Annotated in this window: 20 protein-coding genes; 18 read left to right on the forward strand and 2 right to left on the reverse strand. The window is 61.8% G+C overall.

Going from position 1 to position 19,026, the window contains the following annotated elements:
• Positions 1–12 precede the first annotated feature (12 nt).
• The gene (locus tag KJS28_RS12925) at positions 13–156 is read right to left on the reverse strand and encodes a hypothetical protein (protein ID WP_228298492.1); all 144 of its coding nucleotides are present in this window, start codon (positions 154–156) and stop codon (positions 13–15) included.
• Here KJS28_RS12925 and KJS28_RS08840 point away from each other — a divergent pair, their 5' ends adjacent.
• The 17 genes from KJS28_RS08840 to yedF all read left to right on the forward strand — a co-directional run bounded on the left by KJS28_RS08840 (position 157) and on the right by yedF (position 16,010).
• A complete protein-coding gene (locus KJS28_RS08840; protein WP_267873560.1) occupies positions 157–1,320 on the forward strand; it encodes a dihydroorotase in 1,164 nt (387 codons plus the stop codon).
• Complete coding sequence (locus tag KJS28_RS08845) at positions 1,317–2,048, forward strand: dihydroorotate dehydrogenase electron transfer subunit (protein ID WP_213540610.1); 732 nt, start codon at positions 1,317–1,319, stop codon at positions 2,046–2,048. Before KJS28_RS08840 ends, KJS28_RS08845 begins: the two co-directional genes overlap by 4 nt.
• On the forward strand, positions 2,042–2,959 hold the full coding sequence (locus KJS28_RS08850; RefSeq protein ID WP_213540611.1) for a dihydroorotate dehydrogenase: 918 nt from the start codon (positions 2,042–2,044) through the stop codon (positions 2,957–2,959). The genes KJS28_RS08845 and KJS28_RS08850 overlap by 7 nt, the downstream gene beginning before the upstream one ends.
• The gene (pyrF, locus tag KJS28_RS08855) at positions 2,952–3,650 is read left to right on the forward strand and encodes an orotidine-5'-phosphate decarboxylase (RefSeq protein ID WP_213540612.1); all 699 of its coding nucleotides are present in this window, start codon (positions 2,952–2,954) and stop codon (positions 3,648–3,650) included. The genes KJS28_RS08850 and pyrF overlap by 8 nt, the downstream gene beginning before the upstream one ends.
• Positions 3,650–4,297: an HAD hydrolase-like protein gene (locus KJS28_RS08860; protein ID WP_228298369.1), complete on the forward strand. Its 648-nt coding sequence runs from the start codon at positions 3,650–3,652 to the stop codon at positions 4,295–4,297. Before pyrF ends, KJS28_RS08860 begins: the two co-directional genes overlap by 1 nt.
• A 9-nt stretch (positions 4,298–4,306) precedes the next feature.
• Positions 4,307–4,954 (forward strand): orotate phosphoribosyltransferase, encoded by a 648-nt coding sequence (pyrE, locus tag KJS28_RS08865; protein ID WP_021858822.1) that lies wholly within the window; start codon positions 4,307–4,309, stop codon positions 4,952–4,954.
• A 5-nt stretch (positions 4,955–4,959) separates the two neighbouring features.
• Entirely contained in the window at positions 4,960–5,874 is a 915-nt protein-coding gene (pyrB, locus tag KJS28_RS08870) for an aspartate carbamoyltransferase (protein ID WP_213540613.1), read from the forward strand.
• Positions 5,875–5,887: 13 nt separating this feature from the next.
• Entirely contained in the window at positions 5,888–6,310 is a 423-nt protein-coding gene (locus KJS28_RS08875; RefSeq protein WP_407701761.1) for an aspartate carbamoyltransferase regulatory subunit, read from the forward strand.
• Between the two features lie 327 nt (positions 6,311–6,637).
• Positions 6,638–7,393: an acyl-CoA dehydratase activase gene (locus KJS28_RS08880; RefSeq protein ID WP_407701762.1), complete on the forward strand. Its 756-nt coding sequence runs from the start codon at positions 6,638–6,640 to the stop codon at positions 7,391–7,393.
• 57 nt (positions 7,394–7,450) lie between these two features.
• Positions 7,451–8,602 carry a double-cubane-cluster-containing anaerobic reductase gene (locus KJS28_RS08885; RefSeq protein WP_213540616.1) on the forward strand — a complete coding sequence of 384 codons (1,152 nt, stop codon included), beginning with the start codon at positions 7,451–7,453 and terminating at the stop codon, positions 8,600–8,602.
• Between the two features lie 13 nt (positions 8,603–8,615).
• Positions 8,616–9,815 carry a MalY/PatB family protein gene (locus KJS28_RS08890; protein ID WP_213540617.1) on the forward strand — a complete coding sequence of 400 codons (1,200 nt, stop codon included), beginning with the start codon at positions 8,616–8,618 and terminating at the stop codon, positions 9,813–9,815.
• Positions 9,816–9,878: 63 nt separating this feature from the next.
• The gene (locus KJS28_RS08895) at positions 9,879–11,453 is read left to right on the forward strand and encodes an ABC transporter substrate-binding protein (RefSeq protein WP_213540618.1); all 1,575 of its coding nucleotides are present in this window, start codon (positions 9,879–9,881) and stop codon (positions 11,451–11,453) included.
• Positions 11,454–11,529: 76 nt separating this feature from the next.
• Positions 11,530–12,492, forward strand: coding sequence for an ABC transporter permease (locus KJS28_RS08900; protein WP_213540619.1), 963 nt, complete (start codon positions 11,530–11,532; stop codon positions 12,490–12,492).
• Positions 12,489–13,307, forward strand: a complete 819-nt coding sequence (locus KJS28_RS08905; RefSeq protein WP_213540620.1) for an ABC transporter permease — start codon at positions 12,489–12,491, stop codon at positions 13,305–13,307. Before KJS28_RS08900 ends, KJS28_RS08905 begins: the two co-directional genes overlap by 4 nt.
• 3 nt (positions 13,308–13,310) lie before the next feature.
• Entirely contained in the window at positions 13,311–14,294 is a 984-nt protein-coding gene (locus KJS28_RS08910) for an ABC transporter ATP-binding protein (RefSeq protein WP_213540621.1), read from the forward strand.
• Entirely contained in the window at positions 14,291–15,250 is a 960-nt protein-coding gene (locus KJS28_RS08915) for an ABC transporter ATP-binding protein (RefSeq protein WP_213540622.1), read from the forward strand. Before KJS28_RS08910 ends, KJS28_RS08915 begins: the two co-directional genes overlap by 4 nt.
• Before the next feature lie 142 nt (positions 15,251–15,392).
• Positions 15,393–16,010 (forward strand): sulfurtransferase-like selenium metabolism protein YedF, encoded by a 618-nt coding sequence (gene yedF / locus KJS28_RS08920; protein WP_213540623.1) that lies wholly within the window; start codon positions 15,393–15,395, stop codon positions 16,008–16,010.
• Positions 16,011–16,087: 77 nt separating this feature from the next.
• On the opposite strand, the gene KJS28_RS08925 is transcribed toward yedF, so the two are convergent.
• Positions 16,088–17,824 carry a Na+/H+ antiporter NhaC family protein gene (locus tag KJS28_RS08925; protein WP_213540624.1) on the reverse strand — a complete coding sequence of 579 codons (1,737 nt, stop codon included), beginning with the start codon at positions 17,822–17,824 and terminating at the stop codon, positions 16,088–16,090.
• Positions 17,825–18,280: 456 nt separating this feature from the next.
• Between KJS28_RS08925 and KJS28_RS08930 the strand changes: the two genes are divergently transcribed.
• Positions 18,281–18,970, forward strand: a complete 690-nt coding sequence (locus KJS28_RS08930) for a response regulator transcription factor (RefSeq protein WP_213540625.1) — start codon at positions 18,281–18,283, stop codon at positions 18,968–18,970.
• The last annotated feature ends 56 nt before the right edge of the window (positions 18,971–19,026 follow it).

Raw genomic sequence — 19,026 nt, forward strand, 5'->3', positions numbered from 1 at the left:
CTGTGTGATAATCTAAGAAAAATTTGCCATGCGGAGGTGATGACCGTGACCGTCGTTTTTCAGGATGCCCAGATATTCCGCCGAGGTGTTCTCACCCGTGGGGATGCTGTTTTTTCTTTTGAGATCCAACACGGCACCAGTGTTTCTCCCGTTCATATTCCCGCCTCTTCTTTTGTGATATGTCCCGGTTTCGTTGATGTACACGTACATCTTCGTGAGCCGGGCTTTTCTTATAAGGAGACCATGTCCAGCGGCACCCAAGCCGCCGCTCACGGCGGATACACCACGGTGTGTGCCATGCCCAATCTGGACCCGGTGCCGGACAGCCTGCCCCATCTGGAGCAGCAGCTGGCCCTGATCCGCCGGGATGCCGCCATCCGGGTGCTGCCCTATGGCTCCATCACCCGTGGCCAGCTGGGGGAGGAGCTGTCGGACATGGCGGCCATGGCCCCCTATGTGGCGGCCTTCTCCGACGACGGGCGAGGTGTGCAGAGCGAGGCGCAGATGCGCCTTGCCATGGAGACCGCCAAGGGGCTTCATAAGCTCATCGTGGCCCACTGCGAGGACAATTCCCTCCTCCACGGGGGCTACATCCACGACGGGGCTTACGCCCGCACCCACGGCCACCGGGGCATCTGCTCCGAAAGCGAGTGGGGGCAGATCCGGCGGGATTTAGAGCTGGTGCGCCAGACCGGCTGCGGCTACCACGTCTGCCACATCTCCACCAAGGAGAGCGTGGCCCTGATCCGCCGGGCCAAGGCCGAGGGGCTGGACGTCACCTGTGAGACGGCCCCCCACTATCTGCTGATGGACGAAACCATGCTGCAGGAGGACGGCCGCTTCAAGATGAATCCCCCTCTCCGCAGTCCCGCCGACCGGGAGGCCCTGCTGGAGGGGCTGGCCGACGGCACCATCGACATGATCGCCACCGATCACGCCCCCCACAGCACCGAGGAGAAGTCCCGTGGGCTGGAGAAGAGCGCCATGGGCATCGTGGGGCTGGAGACCGCCTTCCCCCTGCTGTATACCTATCTGGTAAAGCCGGGCCTGCTCTCCTTCCCCCGTCTGATGGAGCTGCTCCACGATGCTCCCTGCCGCCGCTTCGGCCTCCCGCAGGGGGAGATGGATGGCCCCCACGCCGATTTCACGGTCTTTGACCTGTCGGCCTCGTATCCCATCGACCCGGCGGACTTCCTCTCTCAGGGGAAGGCCACCCCCTTCACCGGCTGGCCGGTACAGGCCCGCTGCCTGCTGACGGTCTGCAACGGCCGCCTCGTCTGGCAGGACGGTGATCTCTTTTCCAAGGAGGACCACACATGAAGCAGGTCACATGGACCATTACGGAAAATACGCCCCTGACGCCGGACACCTACCGCCTACGTCTCACCGGCGACACGGAGGCCATCACGGCCCCCGGTCAGTTCGTAAACCTGAGGCTCTCCGGCTTCTACCTGCGCCGCCCCATCTCCGTCTGCGACTGGGAGCCCGGTGCCGCCACCCTTATCTATAAGGTGCTGGGCCACGGCACGGCGGCCATGACCCATCTCCCCGCCGGAACGGAGTTGGATGTGCTGACAGGGCTGGGCAACGGCTACGACACGTCTCTCGCCGGGGAGCGCCCCCTGCTGGTGGGCGGCGGCGTCGGCATCCCGCCCCTGTACGGACTGGCCCGCCGCCTGACGGCGGAGCATCGTCAGGTCACGGCGGTGCTGGGCTACAACCGGGCGTCAGATATTTTTCTGGTGGAGGAGCTCCATGCGCTGGGCGTCACCGTCCGCCTCCTCACCGCCGACGGCAGCGCCGGGATCTGCGGTCTTGTCACCGACGGTATGGAGGGCGTGAATTACACCCACCTCTATACCTGCGGGCCGGAGGCCATGCTCCACGCCGTGTGGCAGCGCTGCCGCACCGATGGGCAGTTCAGCTTTGAAGAGCGCATGGGCTGCGGCTTCGGGGCCTGCATGGGCTGCACCTGCCGCACCAAGTACGGCCACAAGCGCATCTGCAAGGACGGCCCCGTCCTGCGAAGGGAGGAGATCGTATGGTAAATACCGCCGTCACCCTCTGCGGCCTGCCGCTGGAGAATCCCGTCATCCCCGCCAGCGGCACCTTCGGCTATGGGTATGAATTTGCACAGATCTACGACATCAACTGTCTGGGGACCTTCTCCTTCAAGGGGACGACGCTCGCCCCCCGGTACGGAAACCCCACCCCCCGCATCGCTGAGTACGCCGGAGGGCTGCTGAACGCCGTAGGACTGCAAAATCCCGGCGTAGAGGCCGTCATCCGGGAGGAGCTGCCCCGTCTGCGGGAGGTCTTTCACAAGCCGGTGATGGCCAACGTCAGCGGCTTTTCCGTAGAGGAATACGCTCAGGTCTGCCGACAGCTGGACGGTGAGGATCAGGTGGGCTGGCTGGAGGTGAACATCTCCTGCCCCAACGTCCACGGCGGCGGAGCCGCCTTCGGAGCCGAGCCCCAGACGGCAGCTGCCGTCACACGGGCCGTCCGTGACGTGACGAAAAAGCCGGTCATCATGAAGCTCTCCCCGGCCGCGGCGGATATCGCTGCCGTGGCACGGGCCTGTCAGGAGGCCGGGGCCGACGGCGTCAGCCTCATCAACACCCTGCCGGGGATGCGGATCGACCTGAAACATCGCCGCCCCCTGCTGGCCAACGGTACCGGCGGAATGTCCGGCCCCGGCATCTTTCCGCTGGCGGTGCGGATGGTGTATCAGGTCTACGAGGCCGTGGACATTCCCATCGTGGGCATGGGCGGCGTCAGCACCGCCGAAGACGTGCTGGAACTGATGCTGGCCGGGGCCACCGCCGTGGGCGTGGGAGCCGCCAATCTGGTGGAACCCTGCGCCTGCCGGAAAATCATACAGGACCTGCCTGCCGCCATGGAGCGGTACGGCATTCAGCAGCTTACGGATATCATAGGAGGAGCACATCATGGGTAAAGACGTTATCATTGCACTGGACTTCGACAGCCGGGAGAAAACACTGGCTTTTCTGGACCGCTTCACAGAGGAGAAGCCCTTCGTCAAGGTGGGCATGGAGCTGTTTTACGCCGAGGGTCCCGCCATCGTCCGGGAGATCCGCCGCCGGGGCCACCGCATCTTTCTGGATCTGAAGCTCCACGACATCCCCAACACGGTAAAAAAGGCCATGGCCGCCCTGTCGGCGCTGGACGTGGACATCATCAACCTCCACGCCGCCGGTACCGCCGCCATGATGACCGCCGCTCTGGAGGGCCTCACCCGCCCCGACGGCACCCGCCCTCTGCTCATCGCCGTCACCCAGTTGACCTCCACCGATCAGGAACGCATGGAGCGGGAGCTTCTGATCCACGCCCCGCTGGAGGAGGTGGTGCTTAGCTATGCCTCCAACGCCGCTGCGGCAGGGCTGGACGGTGTGGTCTGTTCCCCGCTGGAGGCCGGAGCCATCCATCGGCGCTGCGGGGCCAGCTTTCTGACGGTGACCCCCGGTGTACGGTTCGCCGGAGGGGATGCCGGAGATCAGAAGCGGGTCACTACCCCCGCCAAGGCCCGTGAACTGGGCTCTGACTACATCGTGGTGGGCCGCCCCATCACGCAGGCGGAGAACCCCGTGGCTGCCTATCGCCGCTGCGTGAGGGAGTTTGTGGACTGATGCGCTGGAACACGGTACTTTTCGACTTAGACGGCACGGTGACGGACCCCAAGGAGGGCATCACCTGCGCCGTGGCCTACGCCCTGCGGCAGCAGGGCATCATCGCTGACCCAGATACCCTCACCCCTTTCATCGGCCCGCCCCTCCACGAGAGTTTCCCGGAGCTGTTCGGCCTGACGGAGGAGCAGACGGATCGGGCCATCCGGGATTTCCGAGTGTACTTCTCCCGGCAGGGCTGGGCGGAGAACATCCCCTACCAGGGCATGGCAGAATTTCTGGAAAGCCTGCAAAAGGCCGGGCAGAAGCTGGTCATCGCCACCTCCAAGCCGGAGGAATTCGCCCTGCGCATCATGGAGCACTTCGGTCTGGCCGCTTACTTCCACCGCATCTGCGGCGCACAGAGGGAGGACCGGGCCAGCGCCCGGAAGGGCAGCGTGGTGGCCGATGCCCTGCGCCGCAGCGGCACGGACGGCCCCGCCGTCATGGTGGGCGACCGCCGCTTCGACGTCGCCGGCGCCCATGAAAACGGTCTGCCCGCCATCGGCGTTCTCTACGGCTACGGCGGCCGGGAGGAACTGGAAAACGCCGGAGTCGACTATCTGGCCGCCGATCTTCACGAGCTCAAGCAGCTTCTGCTGCAGGAATAGGAGGAACTTATGGACAACATCCGCACCCACATTGCCCGGCACCTGCTCTCCATCGGAGCGGTGTTTCTGCGACCCGACGAGCCTTTTGTCTGGGCCAGCGGCATCAAAAGCCCCATCTACTGCGACAACCGCCTGATCCTCACCGCTCCGGAGGCCCGGAATGAGGTGGAGCAGGCCATTGCCGACACCGTCCGCCGGGAGTACCCGGAGGCGCAGGTGCTTATGGGGACCGCCACCGCCGGTATCGCCCATGCCGCCATCGCCGCCCATCTGCTGGGCCTGCCCATGGGCTACGTCCGCTCCGGCAGCAAGGATCACGGCCGCAGGAACCAGATCGAGGGCAAGCTGACCCCCGGCGAGAGGGTGGTGGTCATCGAGGACCTGATCTCCACCGGCGGCAGCGTGCTGGACACTGTGGCCGCCCTGCGGGCCGCCGGAGCGGAGGTGCTGGGCGTCATCAGCATCTTCACCTACGGCATGGCCAAGGGCCGCCAGCGGCTGGCAGAGGCCGGTGTCAAGTGCGTCAGCCTCACCGATCTGGACACCATCGCTCAGGTGGGCGTCCAGCAGGGATACATCACGCAGGGAGACGTGGCCCGGCTGCTGGCCTTCCGGGATGACCCCTCCGACGAAAACTGGATCAGAAAAGGAGAATGAACCGTATGAACCATCTCATTGACATTTTGCAGCTGTCCCCGGAGGAGATCATGGAGCTGGTGAACACCGCCTGCGACATCATCGACCATCCTGCCGCCTATGCCCACAAGTGTGACGGCAAAATTCTGGCCACTCTGTTCTTTGAGCCCTCCACCCGCACCCGTCTCAGCTTCGAGAGCGCCATGCTGAGTCTGGGCGGGCAGGTGCTGGGCTTCTCCTCCGCCAGCAGCTCCTCCGCCGCCAAGGGCGAGAGCGTGTCCGACACCATCCGCACCGTCAGCTGTTACAGCGATATCATCGCTATGCGCCACCCCAAGGAGGGCGCTCCGCTGGTGGCCTCCCGCCACTCGCTGGTACCCATCATCAACGCCGGAGACGGTGGACACAACCACCCCACCCAGACCTTGACGGATCTGCTGACCATCCACCGGGAGAAGGGCCGCTTCGACGATCTGACCATCGGCCTGTGCGGTGACCTGAAATTCGGCCGCACCGTCCACTCTCTGGTGGCCGCCATGAGCCGCTATACCGGCATCCGCTTCGTGCTGATCTCCCCGGAGGAGCTGAAGCTGCCCCGCTACGTCAAGGAGCAGTACATCAAGAGCAGGAACATCCCCTACATCCAGTCCACCTCTCTGGATGAGGTGATGCCGGAGCTGGATATCCTCTACATGACCCGTGTCCAGCGGGAGCGGTTTTTCAACGAGGAGGACTACCTGCGCCTGAAGGACAGCTACATCCTCACCCCGGAGAAGCTGAAAAACGCCAAGCCGGACCTGCGGATCCTGCATCCCCTGCCCCGTGTCAATGAGATCTCTGTGGCGGTGGATGAGGACCCCCGTGCCTGCTACTTCAAGCAGGTGCAGTACGGCAAGTACATCCGCATGGCGCTGATCCTGAAGCTGCTGAACATCGCTTGAAAGGGAGGGCATCATCATGATTATTGATTCCATTCAGAACGGCATCGTCATCGACCATATCTCCGCCGGAAAGGCCATGGAGCTGTATCGCATTCTGGGGCTGGACAAGCTGGACTGCACCGTGGCCATCCTGAAAAACGTCACCAGCGGCAAGCTGGGCCGCAAGGACATCATCAAGATCGACCGTGAGATGGAGCTGGACTGGGATCTCATCGGCTACGTGGACCCCAGCATCACCGTCAACAGTATCCGGGACGGCCAGCTGGTGGAAAAGCGCACCCTGAAGCTGCCGGAGCGCATCCGGGGCGTGCTGCGCTGCAAGAATCCCCGGTGCATCACCTCCGTGGAGCAGGAGCTGCCCCAGGAGTTCGTGCTCACCGACCAGGAAAAGCGGGTCTACCGCTGCATCTACTGTGAGACGCAGGCGGAAAAATAAGGTTGCACAGAGGAGCGCCCCGATGGGGCGCTCTTTTTTTGCGGCGGCCCGCCATGGGGGTCTCACTCCCCCTTTTATCGCCGTGTGCCTCCGGCATATCGTAATACAATTTTGTATACATAATTTGAATCGAAAACACCGATAGCACGGCCTTATCTCCTGAAATCGCTATTTGCCACTGGTGGAGGCTGATGGTAGAATCTCTGTTGCAAAGTGCTTCGGCAGATCGCTGCCAGTGGGTGAACCATGCGATCAGGACGGTTATTCCGAAGCTTTGAAGATATCGTGCCGTCAAGGCACAACAGGAGGCAGGCAAAATTGCTCACTATGGGAATCGATTCCGGCTCCGCCATGACCAAGGCGGTGCTGTTTGACGGACAGGAGATCGTGGACTTTCGGATGGAGCCCAGCGGCTCCACCCCCGGCCGGGTCATCCATCGGCTCTATGAGGAACTGAGGACCCCCGACACCGCCTTTGTGGTGGCCACCGGCTATGGCCGGGCGCTGCTGCCGGAGGCGGACAAGTCCATCACGGAGATCACCTGCCACGGAGCCGGGGCCGCTTTTCTCTGCCCCGGCTGCGACACGGTCATCGACATCGGCGGGCAGGACAGCAAGGTGATCCTGCTGGATCCCGCCGGCGGACAGGTGAAGGACTTCCTGATGAATGACAAGTGCGCCGCTGGAACGGGCCGGTTTCTGGAAATGACTATGAGCCGGGTGGGCAGCGACATCGCCTCCATCGACACCTTTGTGGAGGGGGCGGAGCCGGTGACCATCAACAGTATGTGCGCCGTGTTTGCCGAGAGCGAGATCATCGGTCTGCTGGCACAGGAGACGCCTCCCGGCAGCATCGCTCTGGGGTGCATCTACTCCATCTGCCGCCGCACCGCTATTTTTGCCCAGAAGCTGGCCCCGGAGCACCCCAAGGTGTTCTTCTCCGGCGGACTGGCTCAGTCGCAGGTGGTGCGGGAGGTGCTGGCCCGGTATCTGGGGGTAGAGAGCGTCACTGCCCATCCCCTGTGCCAGTATAACGGCGCCATCGGCGCTGCAGTGCTGGGCTGGAAGCGGATCAATCGGTAAATGAACAGGACCGGCTCCAACCGGTCAGGATATATGTGAAAAGAAAGGATCAAGCATATGGTTGAACTGAAAAAGGATCTGCCGGAAATTTTTGAAGAGTTTGCCGATCAGCGGAGAAACTCCTTTCTGGCCATCAAGAAGCTGAAGGAGCAGGGCGTGCCTGTGGTGGGTGCCTTCTGCACCTACCTCCCCAAGGAACTGCCCCGTGCCATGGGCGCCGCGGTGGTGGGCCTGTGCTCCGTGTCGGATGAGACCATCCCCGACGCCGAGAAGGATCTGCCCCGGAACCTGTGTCCCCTCATCAAGTCCAGCTACGGCTTCGCCAAGACGGACAAGTGTCCCTTCTTCTACTTCTCCGATCTGGTGGTGGGCGAGACCACCTGCGACGGCAAGAAGAAGATGTATGAGATGCTGGCGGATTTCAAGCCCGTCTACGTCATCGAGCTGCCCAACCGGCAGTCCGAGGAGGGCATCGCCATGTACCGCCGGGAGATCATTCGGTTCAAGGAGGAGCTGGAGCGGCGCTTCGAGACCACCATCACCGAGGAGGCCATCCGCCACGAGATCCACCTGAACAACGAGATCACCAAGTCCCTGCTGCGGCTGCAGTACCTCATGGCCAACGATCCCGCCCCCGTCAGCGGTCTGAACATCGTCAATACCGCCTACGGCAGCGGCTTCAACATGGACGTGGAGTCCCTGCCTGCCCGCATCAACGATCTGGCGGACCAGATCGAGGCGGAGTACGCCGCCGGCAAAAACGAGGGCAAGAAGCCCCGTATCCTGGTGACGGGCTCCCCCTCCGGCGGCGCAGCCCTGAAGGTCATCCGGGCCATTGAGGACGCCGGCGCTGTGGTGGTGGCCTTTGAGAATTGCAGCGGCCTGAAATCCATGCTCCTCACCGACGAGGAGAATCCCGACGTCTACGACGCTCTGGCCCGGCGGTATCTGGGCATCGGCTGCTCCTGCATGTCCCCCAACCCCAACCGGTTGGCCATGCTGGATAAGCTCATTGACGAGTTCCATGTGGACGGCGTGGTGGATATCATCCTGCAGGCCTGCCACACCTACAACGTGGAGACGGCGCTGGTGGGCAAGCTGGTGAAGGAGAAGAAGGGCATCCCCTACACCGTGGTGGAGACTGACTACTCTCAGTCTGACGTAGGCCAGATCCAGACCCGCATGGCCGCCTTCGTAGAAATGCTATGAGGCGGAGCGGCATATGAAATTCGACTTTACCACCATCTATGACCGCCGGGGGAAGGATGCCATGGCGGTGGACGCCGTGGAAAAAATTCCGGTGTTCCAGCCCAACGAGGGCTTCGACGCCATCCCCATGTGGGTGGCGGATATGAACTTCGCCACGGCCCCCGCCGTGACGGAGACCATCCGGAAACGGCTGGAGCATCCCCTGTTCGGCTACTTTATGCCCAGCGACGAGTACTTTGACTCCATCATCCGCTGGCAGCAGCGCCGCAATGGCGTCACCGGGCTGGAGAAGGACCACATCGGCTACGAAAACGGCGTACTGGGCGGGCTCATGAGTGCCTTGGCCGCCGTATGCGCCAGAGGCGACAATGTGCTGGTCCACTCCCCCACCTACATCGGCTTCACCCGTTCCATTGAAAACGGCGGCTATCACGTCATCACCAGCCCCCTGAAGCCGGACCGCTACGGCGTGCAGCGCATGGACTTCTTCGACATGGAGACTAAGATCAAGCGCAATGACATCCGTGCGGTGGTATTCTGCTCCCCCCACAATCCCACGGGACGTGTGTGGGAGCAGGAAGAGCTGGAGCACTTCATGGACATGGCCCGACGACTGAACGTAACGGTGATCTCCGACGAGATCTGGTCGGACCTGACCCTTCGTGGCCATCAGCATATCCCCCTGCAATCCGTGTCCGACGACGCCCGACAGCGCACCGTGGCCCTGTACGCCCCCTCCAAGACCTTCAATTTGGCGGGGCTCATCGGCAGCTATCACATCGTGTATAACGAAGCTCTCCACAAACGGATGAAGAAGGAGAGCAGCCTCAGCCACTACAACAGTATGAACGTGCTGTCCATGCACGCCCTCATCGGCGCTTACAGCGACGAGGGCAGCCAGTGGGTGGATGAGCTGCGGGAGGTACTGACGGAGAACGTCAAGTACGCCTGCAAGTTTATCCGCAAGAATCTGCCGGGGGTCAGCGTGCAGCAGCCGGAGGGCACCTATATGCTGTTTCTGGACTGCGAGGAGTACTGCCGCCGCAGCGGCCGCACGCTGGATGAGGTAAAAAAGGCCGGGTACGAGGTGGGTGTTGTGTGGCAGGACGGCCGTCCCTTCCACGGGGCGCACCACATCCGCATGAATCTGGCCCTGCCCATGGAGAAGGTCGTCATCGCCATGGATCGGCTGAAGGAATACGTGTTCATCTGATAGATCTCCCGGCAACGGGCTTCTATACATAACAATCATTAAAATCACAAAAGGAGAAAAGACATGAAGAAGCTTTCCAAAGTCATTTGCCTCGTTCTCTCCGCACTGATGCTGCTGAGCCTTGCGGCCTGCGGCAAGCAGGGTGACGGGGCGGACGATGCTCAGGGTAAGCCCATCGAGGGCGGCACCTTCGTCTACGCCATCGAGGAGCCCATCACCTCCCTGAACTGGTACAACAACAGCTCCACAGACCTGGGCAAGCAGGTATTCCAGAATCTGTACGATCCCATGTGGAAGTCCAACACCGATGGCTCTCTGGACTATCGTCTGGCGAAGAGTGTGGACATCAGCGAGGACGGTACCACCTACACCCTGACCCTGCGGGACGATATCTTCTGGAGCGACGGTGAGAAGATCACCACCGATGACATCGTGTTCACTCTGGATACGCTGACTGTTCCCGAGGTGGCTCCCAGCACCGCTGCCGCCTACAAGGTGGACGGCGAGTTCTGCACCTATGAAAAGCAGAGCGACACCGTCATCGTGTTCAAGGTCGGCCGGGCCTCCAACCTGTTCAAGAAGGCTCTGGGCGCCCTGTATATCCTGCCTGCCCACTGCTTCGAGGGGGTACCCGCCACTGAGGTACTGACCTGTGAGCAGAACGCCAACATTGCCACCAGCGGCGCTTTCGTGGTAGATAGCTTCAACGTGGGCGAGAAGCTGGTGTGCCTGAAGAATCCCAACTACTACCGCACGGCTGCCCATATCGATGGCTTCGAGGTTCGTTGCGTCTCCGACGCCAGCACCCAGGAGATTGCCTTCCGCAATAAGGAGCTCTCCATCTTCACCATCAGCAATGCCGAGACGCTGGCCAACTATAAGGATAACGACGAGTATCAGGTGGTGTCCTACCCCGACGGCCGCATCACCTTCATGGAGATCAACCCCAACAGTGAGGCCATGTCCACCATGGAGGCCCGTCAGGCCGTGATCTATGCGCTGGATCTGGACGCTCTGGTGTACGGTACCTACGGCGACGAGGCCCTGTGCCGTACCGCCACCAGCATCCTGTCCACCGTTTCCATGTTCTATAACCCTGAGATCACCAACTACAAGCAGGACCTGGACAAGGCCGCCCAGCTCATCGAGCAGACCGGTCTGAAGGACAAGACCATCAAGATCATCTACAACTCCGCCCGTGTGGGTCAGGAGGAGCTGGCCACCATGATCAAGAGCCAGCTGGACGCTGCGGGTCTTAACGCCCAGATCGATTCCATGGAGACCGCCGCCTACTTCAAGTCCTACTTCTATGCCACCGATTCCTATGACATTGCTCTCATGGGCAATGGTATGCTGGACGACCCCAGCGGCTTCGTGGGTCTGTTCGCCCACACCCGCTCCGGTGCCAATATGTACACCACCGACGAGGTGGATAACATGTGGAAGCAGCTGGACCGTGAGATGGATCCCGCTGTCCGTCAGGACATCATGAATCAGGCTCTGCAGGCCCTGAAGGACTGCTGGTCCTGCGTGCCCGTGCTGGATACCAACTATGTCTGCGCCGCCCAGAAGAACATCGGCGGCTTCGAGGCCAGCGACCGTCTCACTGACCTGACCCAGATCTACTTCATCGGCTAACTCCGCCGCTGAGAGTGCAATTGCGTGGAGCAAGTCTCCACGCAATTGCACTCTCACGGCGGTATGAGGAGAACACATGAAAAAATACTTTCTGACCAGACTGGCGCTGGCCCTGCCGGTGATCCTGCTGGTATCCGTCTTTTCCTTTGCGCTGGTGTTTCTGGCTCCCGGCGACCCCGCCGCCCAGTACCGGACGCTGGAGATGACCGACGAGGAGTACGAGCAGTTGAAAACGGAACTGGGCTACAACGATCCGGTCATCGTGCAGTATGGCCGGTGGCTGGGGAAGGTCCTCCAAGGGGACTTCGGCGTCTCCACCAGCAGCCACACCGGCGTGTGGCCCCTCATCAAGGCCAAGCTCCCGGCTACCGTGGGGCTCATGGCCGCCTCCATCGTCTTTTCCCTGCTGGTATCTATCCCACTGGGAATGCTGGCGGGCTACTTTGAAAACTCATGGTTCGACCGCATCACCAACGGCCTGCACTATGTGGCCATCTCCATTCCCTCCTTCTGGTTTGCCATCATGCTCATCATCCTGTTCTCCCTGAATCTGGGCTGGCTGCCCAGCTCCGGGATGCGGACCACCGGCGTACACACCTTTTGGGATCTGTCCCGCCACGCCATCATGCCGGTGCTGGTGCTGAGCATCGGGAAGATCTCCATCTACGCCCGGTACGTCCGGGCCGCCACCATCCAGCAGCTGTCGGAGGACTACGTGCTCTTCGCCATCTCCAAGGGGGCCAGCCGGGTCTATATCCTGCTGCGCCACGTGCTGAAGAACTGCCTGCTGCCGGTCATCACACTGGTGGGCATGAATCTGGGCAGTCTGGTGTCCGGTGCCTACATCGTGGAGACCATCTTCGGCTGGCCGGGACTGGGTACCACTGGCATGAGCGCCATCTACTCCCGTGATTACAACATGATTATGGGAACCACCATGCTCTCGTGCCTGCTGCTGGTGGGCGGAAATCTGCTGGCGGATCTGTGCTACTGTCTGGCCGATCCCCGCATCAAGGCCATGCGAGGTGACAAGCGATGAAAAAGAATCATAAGCTGCCCCTCTCCATGGTTCTCAGCGGCGGTGTGCTGCTGCTGATTCTTCTGGCCGCCCTGCTGGCGCCCCTGTCCCCCTACGACCCCATCGCCGTGGAGACCGGGCAGAAGTTCCTGCCCCCCTCCGCCCAGCACCTGCTGGGAACGGATAACTTCGGCCGGGACACCTTCACCCGCCTGCTCTACGGCGGACGGGTCTCCCTGCTGGTGGGCTTTCTGTCCATGCTCATCTCCATTGTGTTCGGCACGGTGTACGGCATCGTCAGCGGCTCCTCCGGCAAGCTGGTGGACGGCTTCATGATGCGTATCGTGGACATCCTCATGTCGGTGCCCAGCTTCCTCATTATCATCACTCTGAACATCTACATGAACGCCGGCATCCGGACGCTGGTGGTGACCATCGGTCTGTTCTCGTGGATGGGCGTGGCCCGCATCGTCCGGGCGGAGGTACTGAGTCTGCGGGAGCGGGACTTCATTCTGGCCTCCGAGGGGCTGGGCGCCCGGAAGAGCTGGGTCATCACCCGGCACTTCGCCCGCAACGTCTTTTCCCCGGTGCTGGTGGCCTCCACCAACAGCATCGCCTCCGCCATCCTGACGGAGTCGTCCCTGAGCTATCTGGGCTTCGGCATCTCCATCCCCAACCCTTCCTGGGGCGGTATGCTGGAGGGGGCCCAGACCTACATTCTCACCCACCCCTCACTGGCGGTCTATCCGGGCGTGTGCATCCTGCTGACCGTTCTGTGCTTCAATGTGCTGGGCAACGGCTTCCGCCGCCGCTTCAGCCCCAATTCTGGGAGGTAAGCCATGCATCAATATGATATCCGTGACCTCCGTATCCACTTTCCCACCCGCCGTGGCGTGGTGGAAGCAGTGCGGGGCGTCAGCTTCTACATGGATCAGGGCGAGTGCGTGGCGCTGGTGGGGGAATCCGGCTGCGGCAAATCCGTGACAGCCCGCTCCCTCATGGGCCTGACGGAGGTCACCGGCGGGCGCTGTCAGCCCGGCAGCCAAATCCTCTGCCACGGGGAGAACATCCTCGATTACGGCAAAAAACAGTGGCAAAGCTATCGGGGCCGGGAGGCCGCCATGATCTTTCAGGACGCCATGACCTCCCTGAATCCCACCATGCAGATCGGCCATCAGATCGCTGAGTGCTACCGTTTTCACCAGAAGATCGGCCGCAAGGAGGCGCTGGAGAAGGCGGCGGAGATGCTGACACTGGTAGGCATCTCCGACCCAGAGACGGCCTTGCGCCGGTATCCCCACGAGTTCTCCGGCGGTATGCGCCAGCGGGTGATGATTGCCTCTGCTCTGGCCTGCCAGCCGGAACTGCTGATTGCCGACGAGCCCACCACGGCGCTGGACGTGACCATTCAGGCCCAGATCCTGGACCTGATCCGCCAAATGAAGGAGCGCAGCGGCACCACGGTGCTGCTCATCACCCACGACATGGGTGTGGTGGCGGGACTGGCCCAGCGCATCGTCATCCTCTACGCCGGATGCGTCATGGAGACCGGCACCACCGATGAAATTTTCTATCAGCCCGCCCATCCCTACACCAAGGGTCTGCAAAAGGCCTCTCCCCGTCTGGACGAAATGGGCGGCGGACGGCTCTACACCATCGAGGGGACGCCCCCGGAGCTGATCGCACCGGAGCCGGGCTGCCCCTTCGCCCCCCGCTGCCCCCACGCCACGGAGCAGTGCCGCCGGGAGATGCCGGATCTGCGGGATCTGGGCGGTGGCCATCTGGTGGCCTGCCACCACGCAGAACAGGAGGTGACGGCATGAGTCAGCCCATCCTTCAGGTGGAGCACCTGAAAAAATACTTTCCCGCCGGGGGCCGCAAGGTGCTGCGGGCGGTAGATGACGTGAGCTTCTCCGTGCAGGAGGGAGAAATTCTCGGCATCGTGGGCGAGTCCGGCTGCGGCAAGACCACCTGCGGCCGTACCGCCATCGGCCTGTACAGCAAAACCGACGGCGTCTCCCTGTACCGTGGGGAGGACATCCACCGGATGCGTGGTGCCAAGCGCCGTGCCTTCTGCTGTCAGGTGCAGACGGTCTTTCAGGACCCCTACGCCTCACTGGACCCCAAAAACAAGGTCATTGACCTCATTGCCGAGGGCATGGACATCCACCACCTGTACACCAGTCAGGCGGAGCGCCGGGAGAAGGTGCAGGCCCTGATGGAGCAGGTGGGTCTGAATCCCTCCGGCATCGACCGCTATCCCTACGAGTTCTCCGGCGGTATGCGCCAGCGCATCGGCATCGCCCGTGCGCTGGCGGTGGAGCCCCGGCTGCTGCTGTGCGACGAGCCCATTTCGGCGCTGGATGTGTCCATTCAGGCCCAGATCGTCAATCTGCTGCTGGACCTGCGGGAACAGAAGTCCCTGACCTATCTGCTGATCTCCCATGATCTGTCCATGGTGCGGCACCTGTCGGACCGTATTCTGGTGATGTATCTGGGGGAGGTGGTGGAGGAGAGTACGGCGCAGGAGCTGTACACCCACCCCCTGCACCCCTACACCAAGGCCCTCATCGCCGCCATCCCCATTCCCGATCCCAAGGTGGAACGGGCCCGCCCCCGCAGCGTGCTGCAAGGACAGGTCCCCAGTCCCGTGGACCCGCCTTCCGGCTGCCGGTTCGCCGGGCGCTGCCCCTACGCCACGGACCGATGCCGGATGGAGAAGCCGGCGCTCTGCGACATGGGCGGCGGCCACCGGGTAGCCTGCCATCTGTGCCGGTAACGGACTGATGCATCGCATTTCCCTATGAAATGCCGGCCATCATCGTTTTTTGCCGTTTTACCTGCCCCTATCGGGGCGGTATAATGATCCCAGAACAAAGGATCCTGCCCCCAGCGGGCAGCCTGATAGGAGGTAACATCACATGAGCAAAATTTTAGTCAACGCCGTGGGCGACGCCTGCCCCATTCCCGTCACGAAAACCATCCACGCCCTGTCCGGCATGACCGAGGCCGGTACGGTGGAGGTCCATGTGGACAACGAGACCGCCGTGCAGAATCTGAACCGTCTGGCCACCGGCAAGGGCCTGAAGTTCAGCGCCGAGAAGCGGGAGGAGAAGCTATTCGTGGTGACCCTGACGGTGGACGACCCCGCCGCCGTGTCCGGCACCGCCCCGGAGGAGGCAGCCTGCACCCCGGATAACCGGGACAACACCGTGGTGGTCATCGGTACCAGCTGCCTCGGCTCCGGTGACGATACGCTGGGTGCCACGCTGATGAAGGGCTTTCTCTACGCCCTGAGCCAGCAGGAACACTTGCCCCGCACCATCCTGTTCTATAATGGAGGCGCCAAGATCACCACCGAGGGTTCCGTCTCCATCGAGGACCTGAAGAACATGGAGGCACAGGGTGTGGAGATCCGCACCTGCGGCACCTGCCTGAACTACTACGGTCTCACCGACAAGCTGGCCGTTGGCTCCGTCACCAATATGTATGACATCGTGGAGACCATGACCTCCGCCGGTAAGGTCATCCGCCCGTAATTTTTCCCCAACAGCATAATCAAACAGGGAAGCGCTGTGCGCTTCCCTGTTTTTTGTCGGCCACGGACGAGACGGTGTCAGCGGTGCAGCAGCTGCTGACTGGCCTGTGCCATCTCCTGGAAGATACCTGCGTGACGGCGGGACACAATGGCCCGGATCACCAGCAGTGTGCCGATCATCAGCGCCACGGCAATGGCCAGACACAGCCACACCGACTGCACGAGTCCTGCGATGATGAAGCTGACGAAGGCCACACCGGAGGCGGTGAGGGCATAGGGCAACTGGGTGAACACATGGTTCAGGTGGAAGCAGTGAGCGCCCGCCGAGGCCATGATGGTGGTGTCGGAAATGGGCGAGCAGTGGTCGCCCATAACGCCGCCGGAGCAGGCTGCCGCCAAACCGATGGTACACAGCACCGGCTCCACGTCGTAGTTGAACACGGACACCACGATAGGGGCCATGATGCCGATGGTCCCCCAGGAGGTGCCGGTGGCAAAGCCGATGGCGCAGCCGATGAGGAAGATCACCGCCGGCAGGAACACCTTCAGATCCCCGGCCCCTGCCATGGCGTTCTTCACGAACACGGCGGAGTACATCCCGAAGCGGGTGAAAGAGCACAGGGTCCATGCAAAGGTCAGAATGAGGATGGGAGCGATCATCTGGATAAAGCCCTGCGGCACAGACTCCATAGACTTTTCAAAGGAGATGGCCCCCCGCAGCCAGAAGTACACCACCGTGAACAGCATCCCCATAAGGCCACCCAAGGCCAGCGCCATGCCGGAGGAGGAGTTGGAGAAGGCCCCCACGAAGTCGTGGAAGTACTCGCTCTCGCCGTCATAGTAGCCGCCGGACCAGATCAGGGACACGATGCACACCACGATCAGCGCCACCACCGGCAGCAGCAGATCCAGCACAGAGGAGCGGCCACGGGCGGGCTTTTCATAGTCGTCGGCCCCCTCAAAGGGGCGCTCCGGCGTGGTAAAGAGATCGTCCTTCACCTGAGCGTTATACTCATGGGTCAGCATGGAGCCGTAGTCGATGTTCATCACCGACAGCACCACGATCATCACCAACGTCAGTAGACAGTAGTAGTTCCACGGGATCTGCTTGATGAACATCTCGATGCCGTTGACGGCGTCGGACTGTACATAGCCGGATACCGCCGCCGCCCACGAGGACACTGGGGCGATCATGCACACCGGGGCCGCCGTGGCGTCGATGAGGTAGGCCAGCTTGGCACGGGAAATCTTGTGGCTCTCGGTGACGGGCCGCATCACAGCGCCCACCGTCAGGCAGTTGAAGTAGTCGTCGATGAAGATCAGCACACCCAGCAGCATGGTCAGCAGCTGTGCGGCGCACCGGGTCTTTACGGTCTTGGAGGCCCAGCGTCCGAAGGCCTCCGATCCGCCGCCCTTGTTCATCAGATCCACCATGATGCCCAGCGTCACCAGAAAGACGATGATGCCCATGTTGCCGCTGTCGGCCAGTACGGAGACGATGCCGTAGTCTGCGCCTACCAGCGCCACAATGGTGTCCCATGGGGCAAACTGGGCGTACAGCAGAGCGCCCACCAAACACCCCAGAAACAGGGACGAGTAGACCTCCTTACTGATCAGGGCCAGCACGATGGCCACGATGGGCGGCAGCAGGGACCAGAAGGTACCGGCAAAGGGCGTGTCGGCCAGCACCGGCTCCCCCTCTACCTCCAGCGTGGGCAGGGGCGTCTCCCGGTATGTAAGGCCCAGCACCACCAGCAAAACGAGGAATACACCGACGGCTGTAAAGTATGCGATTTTTGTGCGTTTCTTTTCCATTGCGTGATTCGACCTCCTTATAGGATATTCCGTGGCTCCTAACGGCACCGATTATGGGCCCGGAAGCTTAATAAACCGACAGGGTGTTTCTTAAGTTTTCTGAAGACGGAAAACCCTCTCTCCCGTCAGCACCTCCCGCCGTGTGCCGTTCTTCACCGGATAAAGCGCAGCCGCCGGATGTTGTCCGGCGGCTGCGTTCACCAAATTTGAGGGGTCTATCCCCGTCACCCCTTCCGGGAGGATGATCCCATTCTACCGGTGCCTCCTTAATATTTCGTAGCAAAAAGTATGAAGGTTTCTTAAGGCTCTGCTAAAAAAGCCCTCAGGGGATTGACGGCGGCGGCAGAATCGCTATCATAAGGTCACAGATTATTTTCAGCACTATATTCTTTTGTATATATAGTTTTTATCAAGTTTTGTCGAATTTTCTGCACTATTTGTCAAGGAGGAGATATCATGCAGCAGCGATGTATTCTGTGTGCCGATCCGGATCCGGAGCTGCGCTCCAATCTGGGGTTCCTGCTGGCAGGGGAGAACTGCGTGCTGGAGGAGACCGCCGGTGGAGCCACCCTGCTGACCCAGCTGCGGCGGAATACAGACCTTGTCATCCTGCCCCAGCAGCTGCCGGATATGAGCGGCTTCGGCGCCTGCACCGCTCTGCGGCGGCAGTCCGCTGCGCCGGTGCTGTTCTTGCTGGAGAAGGCGGACGAGAGCGCCAGGACCCTGTCCTTCTCCGTGGGAGGGGATGACTGCCTGGAAAAGCCCGTCTCCTGCCATGAGCTGGCGGTGCGGGTGAAGGCACTCCTGCGGCGCTATTGCGTCTACGGCGCCCGGCCCACCGGTCTGGAGCGGCGGCTGCGGTGCGGCGGGCTGGAGGTAGATACCGCCGCCGGCACCGTGTGGCAGGCGGGACAGGAGGTACCGCTGACGGAGCTGGAGTATCGCATCGTCCTGCTGCTGGCCTCCTATCCCAACAAAATCTTCTCGGCGGAGAACCTCTACGAGAGCATCTGGGAGGAGCCGTACTTTTACAGCTGTAAGAACACCGTCATGGTCCACATCCGCAACATCCGCCAGAAAGTAGGCAGCGGTGCCATCTGCACCGTGTGGGGTAAGGGATATCGCATGGGTCCGTCCAAGCCCTGACATCCCCCTGTCCACCGGCCGCTTGACAGTCCCTCCGCTTTTGCGTAAAATAAAGG

Source organism: Vescimonas coprocola, assembly GCF_018408575.1.
Taxonomy (GTDB): Bacteria; Bacillota; Clostridia; order Oscillospirales; family Oscillospiraceae; genus Vescimonas; species Vescimonas coprocola.

What these genes read in the sequence shown, in the direction of transcription:
- KJS28_RS12925 (WP_228298492.1), bottom strand. Translation starts at nt 156, where the DNA reads ATGAACGGGAGAAACACTGGTGCCGTGTTGGATCTCAAAAGAAAAAAC.
- KJS28_RS08845 (WP_213540610.1), top strand. Translation starts at nt 1,317, where the DNA reads ATGAAGCAGGTCACATGGACCATTACGGAAAATACGCCCCTGACGCCG.
- KJS28_RS08850 (WP_213540611.1), top strand. Translation starts at nt 2,042, where the DNA reads ATGGTAAATACCGCCGTCACCCTCTGCGGCCTGCCGCTGGAGAATCCC.
- pyrF (WP_213540612.1), top strand. Translation starts at nt 2,952, where the DNA reads ATGGGTAAAGACGTTATCATTGCACTGGACTTCGACAGCCGGGAGAAA.
- KJS28_RS08860 (WP_228298369.1), top strand. Translation starts at nt 3,650, where the DNA reads ATGCGCTGGAACACGGTACTTTTCGACTTAGACGGCACGGTGACGGAC.
- pyrE (WP_021858822.1), top strand. Translation starts at nt 4,307, where the DNA reads ATGGACAACATCCGCACCCACATTGCCCGGCACCTGCTCTCCATCGGA.
- pyrB (WP_213540613.1), top strand. Translation starts at nt 4,960, where the DNA reads ATGAACCATCTCATTGACATTTTGCAGCTGTCCCCGGAGGAGATCATG.
- KJS28_RS08880 (WP_407701762.1), top strand. Translation starts at nt 6,638, where the DNA reads ATGGGAATCGATTCCGGCTCCGCCATGACCAAGGCGGTGCTGTTTGAC.
- KJS28_RS08885 (WP_213540616.1), top strand. Translation starts at nt 7,451, where the DNA reads ATGGTTGAACTGAAAAAGGATCTGCCGGAAATTTTTGAAGAGTTTGCC.
- KJS28_RS08890 (WP_213540617.1), top strand. Translation starts at nt 8,616, where the DNA reads ATGAAATTCGACTTTACCACCATCTATGACCGCCGGGGGAAGGATGCC.
- KJS28_RS08895 (WP_213540618.1), top strand. Translation starts at nt 9,879, where the DNA reads ATGAAGAAGCTTTCCAAAGTCATTTGCCTCGTTCTCTCCGCACTGATG.
- KJS28_RS08900 (WP_213540619.1), top strand. Translation starts at nt 11,530, where the DNA reads ATGAAAAAATACTTTCTGACCAGACTGGCGCTGGCCCTGCCGGTGATC.
- KJS28_RS08905 (WP_213540620.1), top strand. Translation starts at nt 12,489, where the DNA reads ATGAAAAAGAATCATAAGCTGCCCCTCTCCATGGTTCTCAGCGGCGGT.
- KJS28_RS08910 (WP_213540621.1), top strand. Translation starts at nt 13,311, where the DNA reads ATGCATCAATATGATATCCGTGACCTCCGTATCCACTTTCCCACCCGC.
- KJS28_RS08915 (WP_213540622.1), top strand. Translation starts at nt 14,291, where the DNA reads ATGAGTCAGCCCATCCTTCAGGTGGAGCACCTGAAAAAATACTTTCCC.
- yedF (WP_213540623.1), top strand. Translation starts at nt 15,393, where the DNA reads ATGAGCAAAATTTTAGTCAACGCCGTGGGCGACGCCTGCCCCATTCCC.
- KJS28_RS08925 (WP_213540624.1), bottom strand. Translation starts at nt 17,824, where the DNA reads ATGGAAAAGAAACGCACAAAAATCGCATACTTTACAGCCGTCGGTGTA.
- KJS28_RS08930 (WP_213540625.1), top strand. Translation starts at nt 18,281, where the DNA reads ATGCAGCAGCGATGTATTCTGTGTGCCGATCCGGATCCGGAGCTGCGC.